The 14,360-nt window shown below is 28.5% G+C and carries 11 protein-coding genes; all 11 read right to left on the bottom strand.

Features of this window, described 5'->3' with window-relative positions:
• Positions 1 to 19 precede the first annotated feature (19 nt).
• The 11 genes from QLQ95_RS16325 to QLQ95_RS16275 all read right to left on the bottom strand — a co-directional run bounded on the left by QLQ95_RS16325 (position 20) and on the right by QLQ95_RS16275 (position 14,360).
• A complete protein-coding gene (locus tag QLQ95_RS16325; RefSeq protein ID WP_482500641.1) occupies positions 20 to 1,189 on the bottom strand; it encodes a hypothetical protein in 1,170 nt (389 codons plus the stop codon).
• A gap of 206 nt (positions 1,190 to 1,395) precedes the next feature.
• On the bottom strand, positions 1,396 to 2,211 hold the full coding sequence (locus QLQ95_RS16320) for a hypothetical protein (RefSeq protein WP_482500639.1): 816 nt from the start codon (positions 2,209 to 2,211) through the stop codon (positions 1,396 to 1,398).
• A 191-nt stretch (positions 2,212 to 2,402) separates the two neighbouring features.
• Positions 2,403 to 3,551 carry a hypothetical protein gene (locus QLQ95_RS16315; RefSeq protein WP_482500638.1) on the bottom strand — a complete coding sequence of 383 codons (1,149 nt, stop codon included), beginning with the start codon at positions 3,549 to 3,551 and terminating at the stop codon, positions 2,403 to 2,405.
• 288 nt (positions 3,552 to 3,839) lie between these two features.
• Positions 3,840 to 4,922, bottom strand: a complete 1,083-nt coding sequence (locus tag QLQ95_RS16310; protein WP_482500637.1) for a hypothetical protein — start codon at positions 4,920 to 4,922, stop codon at positions 3,840 to 3,842.
• A 101-nt stretch (positions 4,923 to 5,023) separates the two neighbouring features.
• Positions 5,024 to 6,139: an SH3 domain-containing protein gene (locus QLQ95_RS16305; protein ID WP_482500636.1), complete on the bottom strand. Its 1,116-nt coding sequence runs from the start codon at positions 6,137 to 6,139 to the stop codon at positions 5,024 to 5,026.
• 117 nt (positions 6,140 to 6,256) lie between these two features.
• Entirely contained in the window at positions 6,257 to 7,261 is a 1,005-nt protein-coding gene (locus tag QLQ95_RS16300) for a hypothetical protein (protein WP_095931715.1), read from the bottom strand.
• A gap of 229 nt (positions 7,262 to 7,490) precedes the next feature.
• A complete protein-coding gene (locus QLQ95_RS16295) occupies positions 7,491 to 8,375 on the bottom strand; it encodes a hypothetical protein (RefSeq protein ID WP_428237594.1) in 885 nt (294 codons plus the stop codon).
• Between the two features lie 253 nt (positions 8,376 to 8,628).
• A complete protein-coding gene (locus QLQ95_RS16290; protein WP_379797814.1) occupies positions 8,629 to 9,843 on the bottom strand; it encodes an XAC2610-related protein in 1,215 nt (404 codons plus the stop codon).
• Positions 9,827 to 12,703, bottom strand: a complete 2,877-nt coding sequence (locus tag QLQ95_RS16285) for a peptidoglycan DD-metalloendopeptidase family protein (protein WP_428237592.1) — start codon at positions 12,701 to 12,703, stop codon at positions 9,827 to 9,829. The genes QLQ95_RS16290 and QLQ95_RS16285 overlap by 17 nt, the downstream gene beginning before the upstream one ends.
• A gap of 33 nt (positions 12,704 to 12,736) precedes the next feature.
• Positions 12,737 to 13,234, bottom strand: a complete 498-nt coding sequence (locus QLQ95_RS16280) for a DUF4280 domain-containing protein (protein ID WP_428237591.1) — start codon at positions 13,232 to 13,234, stop codon at positions 12,737 to 12,739.
• A gap of 67 nt (positions 13,235 to 13,301) precedes the next feature.
• A complete protein-coding gene (locus tag QLQ95_RS16275) occupies positions 13,302 to 14,360 on the bottom strand; it encodes a LysM peptidoglycan-binding domain-containing protein (protein WP_482500634.1) in 1,059 nt (352 codons plus the stop codon).

Here is a 14,360-nt window from a genome sequence, read left to right as displayed (position 1 = left end):
ATTATTACTATTTTACTTTTTAATCTTTGATAAAGAAACCGTGACGTTTTGGGTTATGAACGATATCTTTTTTATCTGTTTCAGCAACAAACAATTCAATGTTTTCTTTCTTCTTGCCTATGTAATCCAGTTTGTTTAATGTTTCAAACAACTTCTCTATTCTCGCCAAAGCGTTCATTACCAATGAAGCTGTTTTATCGATATGCACGTGATCGTAACCTGCATTAATAAGAGTGGTAAACATGATCTCTAAATCTCCCTGTGAAATATCGCACCACTCGGCAAAATAATTCAACAACTCTTCTTTTCCTGCTCCCGATTTCGAGTCGATAAAATTCTTCATCACTCTCGCAAACGATACTACCGAGCCTAGCATTGAAGCTGGGTGCTGATGCAGTGAAAACCAACGAAATTGTGTTAGAGTACTTCCCAAATAATACCCGGTATTGTCTGCCAGCTGCATTACAGTCTGCGGTAAAACTCCTGCCTGTTGCCCTCTGTTTATTTTTTGGGAAATCTGAACAGCATAAATTTCAATCTGTCCAAACGAACGGGCGATCTGTGCCTGCATGTCAACTAATTTTGGATGACAAGCCACTGTCACTGATGGCGGAATATAATCTTCATCTAAAACTGTAGTGTCTCCAATAAGGACTTTACCAATTGCCAAGTAAAAACCTCCATACCCAATTCCTGAACGGAATTCTTCGGCTTTAATTAAATGAAGTTTGTATTCTGGCTGTGTATACGGATATCTTGGCGGAACCTCATCTGGATCTGGCTCTCCAAAAGGAATTCTCTTTTTAGAATTAACCGATATACAGGCTAATAAAACCAATTGTTCTCCGTCTTTTATTTCATAAGTATCTTCTGGATACGGAACCTGAAGATCTAATGTATCGGTATTACTTTTACTGATTTCGATTCTTGATCCGTTGGGCGTTATAGCGTGGCACTCTTCTACTCGAACACGAAGCAGTTTGTGATTATCGATTCCTAAAGTAATTTTTGTGGTTTCTTTATTTTGGTTTCCAGAATCCAACAACCCATAACTTATTGGTGTAGTATGAATACCAATTGCATCGTTTACCAACTCAGAAACGTTGTCCTGAATCGATAAAAAATGACTCTTATTTATCTTCATTCCATCAATCCAGTTTACGGGAAAATGACCTAATTTTTCTATCATAATTCTATTAGTTTTTATTTTGAAATGAGAATTTTTAACTCCTCTTTTTTTTGGTTAGATTTTGATTATTACTGTTAGCTTTATTATTATAACAAGATTTTACGGGTTAAATAGATACAATTGCGCGCAGTGAGCAAGATTTTCAACTTCCCTCTTGGATTTATAATTTAGATTTAAAAAAGCTCAAGGCTATAAACCATCTAATATTAAAGATTACTTAAATCATTATTTTTGTCTCCAAATTGTTCAATAACACTATCAAAATTGAACTCCTTAAGAGACACTTCAATTTGTTTAGTACTTTTTTCTTCTCCAGTTGGTAAACTTTTAAAATATGTAGCTGAGCTCGAAACCCAATCTTCTCCTTTTTTATAAAATTCTAGATCAATTGAATTATATCCACTTATAATAGTCAATGGAAATCCTGTTGTTTTTATATGTCGAATTTTTACAGTACAATTTTCAAAACATCTTTCAAAGATTAAATTTTCTTTTTGGTCCAATAATGATATACAATTATCATCCTCCACTAAAAGAAGATTTCCATCATGAAGCGTAAAAGAATCATTAACCGAATCACTTACATCATCATTAGAGATACAATCAGCTTTTGTGCCTTTTATTTTTTTTATTTTATCAGCATTAACCTCATTTATAAAATATTTAATAACAATTGGTAAATCATTATTTTTAACTTCCCATTTGGCAAGACCTTTTTCTTTATTTACAAATAAAAATTTATAATATGATTTATCTGTTTTATCTGTAAACAATGATACTCCTGTTTCATCTTCTTTTATATGATCAATTTTTGCTTTAGTACTTTCCATTATACCATTCTCAAAGATTGAATCATTAATAATTTTTATATTTTCGCCTTGATATCCACAATCAATGATTAAAAATTCATTACCTCTTTTTTGTACCTCTATCCATGTACCTTTAAAATCTTCTTTACTATCCTGAGATTTACATGATAACAATAAACTTAATAGTACTAGACCAAAAACTTTTTTTCTCATATTTATTCTATTTTATTTATCCCTCAGGTAACAAAGACATTGCGCTTTTGCTAGCTAGGGCTTTTCTTTTCAATATGTCAAGGAGCTTAAATATATTTTTTAATTACTTTTTGGGTTTACATCATTAAAGTTCAAAATATTAATACCCTAATTCCTTATACTTTTTAAATAAATCAATATCTTACTTATATTTAATCGCATTTTTCTAATAACACTGGATTTTTACCTCCATTTTCCCTTATTAGTGAGAAATCTTTCCCTACAAATTCCAGTTTTTTCTTTTTCATATTATATAATCCTATCCAATTCAATAATGCTTTGCCATCTTTTTGTATAACCATCTTCCCTATGATTTTATCTTCTGAAATTTCGCCTTCATTAATTTTTAGCTCATCTTCATAATAATTTTGTTGTGAACCAATTCCTGCATATTTTAAAATATATTCCTTTTCTTTACTTGATTTCTCTACTTTTAGATTAATAAAAATGGCATTAACACTATTTAGAGATAAATATCCTTCATTATTATCAACACTCAACTCTGTAAATTTATTTCCGCAACCTGTTTGCCAATAACCTTTTAAATCAGAAGGATAAGTTTCTTCTAATTGTTCTGTAATTATTTTTTTCTCTTTTTCAATAACATTAGATGCTATTGCCTCTGATTTTATAGTAAGCAACTTTAATTTTCTTATTTCCTTAGCTTCATTTTGAATATAAAGATTATGTTGAGATTCATTATATATAAATTTACCTTTAAAAGAATCAGAACTATCATCTTCAAATTCTCCTAAATATGCTATAGTTTTTTTTGAATATTTATATAGATAATATGTTTTATATTGCTCTGAAGTAGATGGGAACATTAAATAACCATCTGATTGATTTTTATATATAAGAAGATGAATATCCTTTACGGCATCTTCAAACGAGTTATTATAAAAGAAATTGAAGTTAATAACTTCCCAAGAAGACGGTTCTTGTTGGTTAATAGCTCCAACATTTAAATACGCATTTTCACCTATAGTTCGAAGTAAAAAATTTATTGAAGAAGATGTGATTTCTATTTTTTTTACTATATCGCTTTCATTTAAATCGGATTCGAATTTAATTGAATTATTAACTTCGGTATATACTATTTCAGACTCATTGTTTGTAGATTTGCATTTTCCATCTTCTTCAATTTTATTTAAAGAAGGAGATTGTTTGCATGATGATATAATCAAACAAACTATATATACCGTGAATCTTATATGTTTTTTCATTTTAATATTTTTTTCATCTAATCCCTCAGCTAACAAAAGCATTTTGCTTTTGCTAGCTATGGCTTTTCTTTTCAATATGTCAAGGAGCTTAAATATATTTTTATTTAATTTTTTAGGTTTACATTATCAAAGTTCATATTCTGAAAATCCTTAATTTCCTAGTTTTTTTTGAAGAAATCAAAAAAACACACTTTGAATCTTAATTAATTGAATCTCCACCTGTACATAACTTTTAAGGATATGATTTTGAAATAAATATTCCTTTATCAAACTTTCTTTATCATTCTACAGAACCTTCAGGAGAAATATATCAATTATCATTTCTTAATCCATGATATAAGTACCTTCAAGGCCACAATACAATTAAAGCTTAGCTTTTACACAATTTTTATCTCTTTTAGATAAAATGCTTAACAGTTCATGTATTGATTTATTTAGATTAAAGTCTATGTCGGTTATAGTACAGGTTTCTTTATAGCCATCTTGCCACGACGTTGAAAATGTTTCTAGAGTTTTTAAAATAAATGTATTGTTTTTAAATACTATATGATAATTTTCTTCATAACTGCCTCTGTCAGGAAATAAAGTAGTTATATTAAATCCTTCCTCGGTTTCTATTATATCTGATATTTGATTGCCTCCATCTGCTGAAAAATTTATAGTTTTTAGTACCAATCTAAAATTAATACCGTCTTCACCTAAAAATATCAGTAGTTCATCTCCTTGATATGGATTATTGCTAACGATTTTATCTTTAATTCCATCTTTATTTATATCAAATGTCTTAATAAAGTAATCTTTATTATTTAGATATTGATTAATGTTATTGGATGCTATATTGTTTTCAGAAGCATTATTCTTTTTTGTTTCAAGTTTAGTAGAAATTTCGTAATTTTTATCATACAAAAATTTATCCCCTAAATAGAATTTACATTTTAAACTATTTATATTTTTTAATATTTCTACTTTAGGAAATTTAAACCCTTTCTTTTCAGGCTCATCCTGCTTATAAGATAATGTTTCATCAATATCAACTATATTTGTTAATTTATTATCTAAATAATACACTCCTAAAATACTACTATAGTAATCTCGCCCTTCAATTATAATAACAAAATTATCAAAACTTGACTTATAAAGGTGGAATACAATTTCAGGAGTTTCATAATAAAATTTCAACACTTTTGAAATTTCTACATTTCCCTTTTTAAAGATAAGTTCTTGATTAGATGCGTTTGAATTAATTGAAATTGAATAATCATTATAAATTGTTTTATATAACGGCTCTTCTGGTTTATTGATTGGTTTTACTAAGCTAAAAAATTCTTTAGTTTCAGCACTCTTTATTGTTTTGAGTGTTTCAGGTTCTTTTGCTTCGTTTTTTTTACAACTAATAAAAAAACTAACTAAAAATAAAAGCATAAAACCATTAATGTTTCGAATCATAATTTTTATTTTAAAATTCCCTCAGCTAACAAAAGTCTACAACTTTTGCTAGCTGGGGCTTTTTTTTTCAATATGTCAAGGAGCTTTGTTTTTATTTTCTTTTATTCCGATTTTATTTTAGTGTTATAAACATATCCTTTAATACCTGATTTAGCCTGAATAAACCACCAATTTCCCGAATCATCTAATACGTCTATTTCTTCACCAGATTTAACTTTCCCAACTATTTCTGAGCTACTATTTTTATCTTTCCTTATATTAGAGTAACCATCCGAATCTTGGATATAATATTTTTTTATTTCTGAATTTTGATCATTATTATTTTTTATAGTATGGAATACTTTTATAAAAAAAGCTAAGTCTTTATATCCGTAATAATTTATTTTTTCGAAAGAACTAACAATTTTAGGGTAAGAAACAAGAAGATTATTTAAAAGTCTATATGACATATCATTATCTGTATCTATATCAGCATTTGATCTGCCTTCAAGCCCAAGATTTAATAGAGAAGCAATAGCTTCATCAATTTTTTCTGTCGATAATTTATTGGCATTTATTATATTCTTTCTATTATCAGCTAAATAAAAAGCTATGTGATATATAAGCTCTTGTTTTTTTGAAAGGTATTTCAGGAATTTTTTTCTAATAGTATGATCTCTATTATAAAAGACAAGTGATAATTTGAAATTATTTGAAAAATCATCCCAATCTCCAATATTATCAGAAACTTTCTTTATTAAAGATTCATTTTTTTCGTAATTAAATAAAACAACCACATCTCTTGCTAAATCAATATCCTTTAGACTAGTTTCTAAAGTAGAAGTATTATCATTTAAATATAAAATTTTATTTAAATTTATTAGAGATTTCATATATGGATAACTTATAAGCTTGTCTTCTTTAATGTTATATATATCTGGTAAAATGTCTTCTCCTATTTTAATATATTTTCCTTCTTTACATATTTGATAATCTATAGATTCGCCAAGAATATTAATATTATTATAACCTTCTTTCAAATCACGAGTCTCAATACCAATAATGTCTTTATTAACATTTTCAAAATTTTCACTGGTAGTTTTAAAATTAGATTTATTTAAAATATGGGTAAACATCTCTATCTCTTTTTTTTCTGTGTTATTTATTTTATTATCCTGACCTTGGCATGATATATTTAAAAAAATCAATAAAATATAAGTATACTTATTGAGCGTCATTTTTTTTGTTTTTTCTATTTATAAATTCCCTCGGCTAACAAAAGCATTACGTTTTTGCTAGCCGGGGCTTTTCTTTTCAATATGTCAAGGAGCTTAAATTATTAATAGACTTATAATTTATTCTTCACATTTTTTTAGAACTATTGGATTTTTTCCAGCATTTTCTTTAAGCATTACAAAATCATCTACAAAATCCCTCTTCTTTGTTTTATCATTATATAATCCATTCCAATAAAACAGAATATTATTATCCTTTAAAACAAGCCTACCTATATTTTGTGTTTTAGATATTTCACTGTCAACTGTATTCTTTTTATCCTCGTAATATTTTTGTTGAGATTCAGTTCCTTTGAATCTCACATAATATTCATTTAGTTTGTTCTCAATACCTACTAATTCCACATTAATAAAAATTGCATTATCAGAATATAATGACATATAACCCTCCATTCCAGAAATTTCAAATGTTGTTAAAGAATTTTCACAATTCAACCTCCAAATACCAGAAAGGTCAATTTTACTAGTAATTTGAGTTTCTTTAGATATACTTTTTCTTTCATTTAACTTATAAGTCTTAAATGATTTGCTATTTAATAGTACTTCAATATATATTTGATTATTATCTGTAGATATTTTAAAATCCTTTTTTTTTACTCCCGTTTTTTCTACGTTAGGTTGGCTGATAATAAAATTTCCTAAATAATATAAATTCTTATTTTCAAATAAATAGGCGAATATTGTAGAACTATAGTAATCATCTCCCTCAAATAAAAAGATCTTTTTAGCACTACATTTATAATAATAAAGATTTAAATCTGCACTTTCTAGAGTTAAATTTGAAAGATATTTTTCTCCATTAATCACGAAATCATTTGTAGAATTTTTACCAGATACAACTTCAACTATTTCATTTTGAAATTCATAAACAAAACCATTCAGATCATTTTTATTAATACATTTTTGATCAACAAAACATGAAGCATCACTATTGCTAATTTTCGCATCACTTTTTAAATCGTTCGCGACAAACTCTTCTTTATTGTTTCCCTTACAACAAAAAAGAGTATATAATAAACAGACAAAAAATATTTTTTTCCTATTAAACACTTCAATTAATTCCATTCTATTTCTTTTAAATTATTTTGAAATTCTATTTCTTTTTGTGACAATTCATCTTCAGTTTTGAAATTGAAATAAACAGATGGATTACATTTTCCATTTTTTTATCCCTCAGCTAACAAAAGTCTATAACTTCTGCTAGCTGGGGCTTTTCTTTTCAATATGTCAAGGAGCTTAAATATATATTCACTTAAAAACTATTCTTCACATTTTTTTAAACGATTGGATTTTATCATCGCTTTATAATTTTTCCATCATTTTTAATAGTAAAATTTTGCAATGCAGAAGAATTTCCTGTTTCAGTTTTAACAATCAAATTATAATCTTTATCAATTGAAAAAGTAGTCGTCTCTTTGTTTTCTTCATCTTCGGGTTCGTACCATTCTCCTTCTACATATAGATTATCAATTACCCTATTGTTCTTTATTGTGAGTAAATAATATCTATAATCAAAATCTCCACAATCTTGGGGCACTAAAACAACGTTCACGTCTTCTCTATTAGGTAATGAGATATATCTAAGTTTTTCAGAATTACAATTATATTTTTCAATTCCACTTATAGAATTACAATCGAGAAGATTATATTTCAAAATCTTGGTATCTCTAAATATATAAGGTAATTTAATTTTACTTTCTTTAAAACAGATTTCAGAAGACTTTATCTCTAAATTTTTATCCTTAATTAAATCAATACTAAATTTTTTAAAAGATTCTTGTGCATCGGGCAAAAGATTCTCTAAAACATTTTCATTTTTGCCTTCAGGTTGTATTTTTATTATATTATTTGAAGTATCATATTTAAAAACATAAACTTCATAATATGTGTCAGATACTTTTTCATTTAAATACATCTCAACCTTGAACTTAACTTTTATTGTAGGAGCTTCTGACTGAATACTTTCTGCTGTATAAGTCATAGCACATCCTGATCCACAACTTATAACAAAAGACTTATTTATGGTATTCTTTGTTTCCTTTGTATCAGATAGAATTTTGGAATTATTAACCTTAAGAGTATCTACTAAATTCTTAGAATCGTGTTTTGATGTATTCTCTTTGCATCCTAAAATTAAGATCAATAAGAGACCTAATACTAGATTTTTACTTATTTTCATTTTTTATTGATTGATTAACTTCTAACTTAATTTCTTTTGCTTGAGAATTGTATACACTAAAGCTTTACAATAAAAACCGTTAAAAATAGCATTTGTAAAATTTTCATAATTTTTTATTTTAAAATTCCCTCAGCTAACAAAAGCATTGCGCTTTTGCTAGCTAGGGCTTTTCTTTTCAATATATCAAAGAGCTTTATATCTATTTTTTGAATAAAATAATTTTTGAATCTAAACTAAAAATATTTACCAAATCTTATTTAATATTTTCTAAATGCGAATAGGTATTTTTCCATTTCCCGTTTGATTGAATCTGAAACTTAGATGTTTGAAACTGGCAACACCCCGAAGGATAAATTATTGTTAATATTTTTTTACCTTTATTAATTTCAGATGGAAAAAATCTAACATTTTCTGTTAGATATGAATCCAATACAAATTGCTTATTTGCTTTTTGAACATAATAAGCATATTGAGGTCCTCCATTACTTCCCTGATAATTTATTATTGCAAAATCTTCTAACCCATCAAAATTTACATCTAAAGCTATCAACATATGACCGCCTTCTATTTCTTGATAACTTTTTATAATTGATTGTTCTTTACCAAAATATGATATACTATTTGCTGAGCTTCCATCAAATTGTGTTACTAATAATTTAGGAGTGAAATCTATTACCTGAATTTTATTTGTTTCCTTGTTTTTAAGGTTTATTTTAACTTTTTGTATTTCGTTTCCATCTTCATTTTCAATTTTAGATATTGAGAACTCAAAAATAAAGTTTCTTAATAAAGTTATATTTTCTGTTTCACTAATATTCTTGTTATCATTTAATCTCAAATCTTTTTTTAAAGAAAATAATTCTGGAAACTGTTTGCTGAAAAAATCACGTTTTCCAATTAATGGTGCATTTGTTTGTGTTTTTTTTAGAAATTTCCATTTATTCTCTAATGCATCATATAGATAAAAATATAACTCTGTATTATTTTTAAAAAACATTGCCTCTTCTGATACTCCATTTGATATATCCAAATATTTTTTAGGTATATAAACTGCAAAAATGTTATATGAACTCAAATCTTTATTGATTATTTTTTCAATTGTTGAACTTTGTGTCGCTTCATTTGAGCTCGAACCCTGAAGATAGCTTGACCAGTATTTGTGTAAAGAAATGTTTTTTGGCACATAACTTATAGCAAACCACTGTATCTCTTTATTTTCATAATTATAATAATAGCGATATGGATGTTCTGATATATCTTCATCTCCAAAGGAAATCTTATAACCATTGAAATATTTTTGGTCAAAAAAATCAACAGGCGGCTGTTCTTTTATATTTTTAGTTTGTTCTTTATCCTCATTTAAAACCTGATTTTTCTTATTTGAAACTTGCCCATTACATGAAATAATCAATAAAAAGATTAGAATTACTTCTATAATTTGTTTTAGTTTACTATATTTTCTCACCATCAATATCAAATTTAGTTTTCATATAATCCTCAGGATTTACTCTTGAAGAAGCAACATTTTTAAAAGTAGCAGTCCCAGCAACATAGCTGGTTGAAGCCTCGATATGAATATGATAATTTTCTGGAGAAATACCATGTATCAATTTTCCATTTTCATACACTGAACCAGCATTACCTGTAGAGCCCGAAATCCCTATTACATCGTTATGCTTAACTTTATCATTCTTAGCTACTTTTACAGAGTCTAGATGACAATACATTATATAAACTACTTCATCATTTTTATCTTTCGATTTTACAACAACTAAATTACCTAGACTAGTTGAGTTGTATTCATTTGTAGCAAATGAGGTCACTGTAAAGACTACTTCACCACAAAGTAAAGAATGAACATCAACTTTATTATCTCCAGTATAAATATCGACACCTCTATGTGGGTTTTTCCTTCCTCCTGCTGAGTTAAATCTATTGTTTTTCTTTCCTCCATTATCAGTACTTATTTGAGGATTTGGAACTACATCAGCATACTGAGTACATTTTTCTTCAGTACAATCGCCTAAATCACAACTACATTTAATATCAAAATCTTTCAAAAACCCTTGTTTGATATGTAGATTACTTTTTCCTGCCAATTCATCTTTTAAAAACTCTTCATAATAATCCAATGTCTCTTGCATTTTTGCAGTGGGTTGTCCAGCTGTTGCTCCAGGAAGACTCACCCATATTCCGCTTGATTTTGAAATTGCTTCCTTAATATCTTTTTTTTGAAGAGCATTTATTACTTTGGCATCATCTTTTAATATAGCAACACACAACTTATCTTGTGCCTCTTTAGAAAATCCTTTTGCATCGTATTTTTTAGCTTTATCATACTTTTCAATATATTCTTCAGGGAGTTTTTTTTGAAAATATCCATCCTTAAATACTAATGTATATCCATTTAGGTTATCATATTTCCAACTCATAATTTGATAAGCACCAGCAGCTGATGATCTTATCGTATTTGTACTATTGCTGTTTATTACTCGTGGATGATCATCTGATAAAGTAAAGTTATTTCCAGCCCCACTAAACCAAGTTGTATATCCTAATTCGGGGTCTCTTGCTTGTTTAGTTCCTTTTATATATTCTCCTGTTCCTTCTGCAATGCGTATTACCCTCATGAATGCTCTTATTCTTGCTTCACACTCACACTTTTTCCCAATTATAAAATAAGCCCCATCCCTTTTCAAAAATTCCTTTTCGTGTTTTACTGACTCGCCTTGACATTCGGCTTTTAACCAAAGGCTTTCGGCTTGTGTTTTATAGGTATCAAAACTAATTTTGGTACCACTGCTGTAGGTTTGGCTTTCCAATACTTTTTCTACATCGTCTGCATAAGCCGTTTTTCCGGTTGCTATCTTTGTATTGCCATGTTTTCCTTCTTTTGCATTGTTTAGTATTATTGCTGCAAATTGCTTTTTGTTGTCATCACTAATTGCAGTTTCACTTTTAAATGTATACGTATAAGATTCTTCTTTTTTTCCTTTAAGCAATTTTTGTTTCCATTCTTTTAAATCTTCATCTGCTTTCGGGCGAAGCTTTATTTTTACTTTTGCCAAGCCTTTTTCAACCGTTGCTTTTAGTGTCGTAAGTTCTGCTCCATCTTCTTTAGCTTCCAAAACAGGTACGTTTGCATCTGCATCTATCAGAATGGTCTCTTTTTCTTTTATTGTAATAGATACTTCTTTGCCGTCCAATAAAAATGTTTTTGCTACGACATATACTTCCTCTTCCAAAGGAGCACTGTTTATTTTTATATAGTTTGCTCCTAACTTGTACAAATTGAAAGAAATAGAAGCCCCCTTTTCATAAGTCCTCTCTGTAAGCGCATTTTTAATATCATCAAGTTTGGCATATTTTTTATCTGCTTTTACTTGTGGGTCTACATTTTTCTTAATAATGGCAGCAATCTTGTCTTTGTCAATATTGGCATTTCTATTTTTAAATTTATATTCGAATTGGTCAGCAACCTCTGCTGTTTCCAACGAAAATTCTTCTTTAGCAAAATATGCCGTAATAATACCTTCTGTTTTTACTTCTTCCTCTTTAGGAGTGTTATCAACTGTTAAAGGAGTTGTATTTGTTGGTGGCTCAAATACAGGCATTACTCTCTTATTTTTTATAGTAAAAGAAACTATTTTATCATTCCCGCTTTCAGTTTTAAGGTACTCTCCTGTGATATCAAGTACTTTTATATAAAAATTTTCTAAATCGCTAGGCAAACCTGGAACTGCCATAAAACAAGACATTGTTGTAAACTTAGCCTTAAGTGATCCACTTATGCATTTTACATTTACAGTTTGTATAGGTGTTGCTGTTTTTTTTGCACTATATGATTCCAATGTTAATGTATCACCATTTACACCTTCAGTTTCTAATGAAATAAATAAATCATGTCCATAATTTATCTCGCTATTATCTGCTGTATTTTCTTTTTTACTCCAAGAAGAAGAAGTTATTTTTTTTTCACATTTTCCATATACATGCAGTCCAGTATTTGCATTGCGGTCATGGCTTCCATATAAACTGGCCTCCAGATAAAAAGCATACGAACCACATAGCTTTTTAGGCAAGTTGACACCGAAAGGAGTACCAGCAGATCTTATTTCTTTCTTGAAAATCTTTTTCTTTTTCTGATCCATCCATAGCCATGTGATGTTTCTTCTTTTTTCTTCCTCTGTGGTTTCACTATACCATTCGTCAACCATAAATGGAGCTGTTTGGTTTGGTTTTATGCAAAGTATTTTATTCTGCAAACTAAAATCTCTTAGCGCACCACTTTGACCAACCCACTTTATTTTTTTTACTCCCTTTGCCATTTTTATACTTTTAGAAAATAATGAAACTATTTCTTAACTATATATTATTCCTTCGTCTGTATGCTCAATTGCGAATAGCTCCTTTATATCTACCATTGGATTTATTTGCTTTAGAACTTCAGATTTAGCATTCTTCAAATTCTGTCTGTTCAATTCTGCTTTTTGCCCATGTTTATCCACTTCTATACAGTCAGTCCCACCAATAGGACAAGTTCCTTTACTATCTTCCAATAAAATTTTTCCTTTGTTAGATAATGTAACTTTTTCGTAAAAACCACTCCATTTAGTAATTACTGCTTGACATGGCAAGTAATCTCCACTTCCGTTAGGTTGCATTTTACATTTTCCAAAAGTATTTTTCTCAAGTGTCTGACCAATTTCTTTATCGGTTGCTATAAGTTTACTTTCAGCACCTTTATCATTAGCATAATGCTTACTATGCGTTTTAACCTTAAGCGTATCTAATTTAGGCTCTACGCTAAACTTACATTTTAAAGTTGCTCCTTGTACTACTACATGTTTTTCACTCATAACTTTACTTCATTTAATGTCAAACAATCCCTGATATTCCTTAATTTTTAAACTATTATCTTCCTTATCATTCTAAAAGCTCAATCTCAATAGTATTTTTTATATGCTCATCTGATAAAATATTGCATTCTACATTCATTTTCTCAATTGTATAAGTTTCCGAATTCAAGAAGTAAATAGCGCTATAATTCACTTTTGAAGGAGTATATCCATATAAAAAACCTAAACCCGAATCCATATAAGAACCTTTTTGATCTACTTTAATAAAACCATCATCCTCTAGAAGAGGAGTGATTTTTTGCATAACTTCAAAAATAGCTTCTACTTCTTCCTCTAAAGGGAAAGAAACTTCATTTTTAAAGGAATAATCTGCTGTATAACCAACATAAATTCCATTAAAAAATGTCCTGAAAAAATAATCTGAACGAAGCGATCTTAATAAAGTATCTGAATTTGTTAAGTTTTTTTCCGCATGATCAATATAAGCTTCCGTTAATTCGCCTTCGTAATAATCCAGAATTTCATTTTTTAAATTTTCCCACCGACTTTCAATTTCATCATAATTATAAATATCAACCCATTTACCAAATTTGTCTACCACAATTTTTAGAGGATAAAGCATTTCTGCGTTTTTTGCTCCAAGTTTTTCAATCAAAGATTGAGGAGGCAAACCATTGATATGAACAATTTTACTTCTGTTAATTTCAAAAAGATGGTATCTGTTTTTATCTGTGGCAAGCCATTTTACATTTATTGCCATTTCTGTGACATCTACCTGGTCTCCAACCTCAAATGTATATTTTACCTTATATCTTCCATTTAATCTTTCTGCTAAAAAGGGTAGCCCATAATCACTTCCCAAACTTATTTTTTGTCCCTTTTTCTCTTCTTTTTCTTTTCTTTCTTCAATATATTTTTCCGGAGCCAGAATCAAAAACTGAGAATAGCTTTTAAAATCAGCTTCAATTAAATCCTGAATCTCACAATACATATTATGATACCACCTAAGCTCATCAGCCTCAACACCAAGATCTTTGGCTACGCTTGCAAGTGTATCTCCTTTTTTGATCTTATAAGTACGGAACTTGTCGTATGTTGACTCTTCAGGTTTATCTATATGATACAT

This window comes from Flavobacterium sp. B330r (assembly GCF_056824325.1).
The sequence above is the reverse complement of the archived record's forward strand: the minus strand, read 5'-3'. Positions and strand labels throughout refer to the sequence as shown.

Bases quoted from the DNA above. Each gene is read 5' to 3' on its own strand.
- QLQ95_RS16275 (WP_482500634.1), bottom strand. From the start codon at position 14,360: ATGTATCATATAGATAAACCTGAAGAGTCAACATACGACAAGTTCCGT.
- QLQ95_RS16290 (WP_379797814.1), bottom strand. From the start codon at position 9,843: ATGGTGAGAAAATATAGTAAACTAAAACAAATTATAGAAGTAATTCTA.
- QLQ95_RS16325 (WP_482500641.1), bottom strand. From the start codon at position 1,189: ATGATAGAAAAATTAGGTCATTTTCCCGTAAACTGGATTGATGGAATG.
- QLQ95_RS16320 (WP_482500639.1), bottom strand. From the start codon at position 2,211: ATGAGAAAAAAAGTTTTTGGTCTAGTACTATTAAGTTTATTGTTATCA.
- QLQ95_RS16295 (WP_428237594.1), bottom strand. From the start codon at position 8,375: ATGAAAATAAGTAAAAATCTAGTATTAGGTCTCTTATTGATCTTAATT.
- QLQ95_RS16305 (WP_482500636.1), bottom strand. From the start codon at position 6,139: ATGACGCTCAATAAGTATACTTATATTTTATTGATTTTTTTAAATATA.
- QLQ95_RS16310 (WP_482500637.1), bottom strand. From the start codon at position 4,922: ATGATTCGAAACATTAATGGTTTTATGCTTTTATTTTTAGTTAGTTTT.
- QLQ95_RS16300 (WP_095931715.1), bottom strand. From the start codon at position 7,261: ATGGAATTAATTGAAGTGTTTAATAGGAAAAAAATATTTTTTGTCTGT.
- QLQ95_RS16285 (WP_428237592.1), bottom strand. From the start codon at position 12,703: ATGGCAAAGGGAGTAAAAAAAATAAAGTGGGTTGGTCAAAGTGGTGCG.
- QLQ95_RS16280 (WP_428237591.1), bottom strand. From the start codon at position 13,234: ATGAGTGAAAAACATGTAGTAGTACAAGGAGCAACTTTAAAATGTAAG.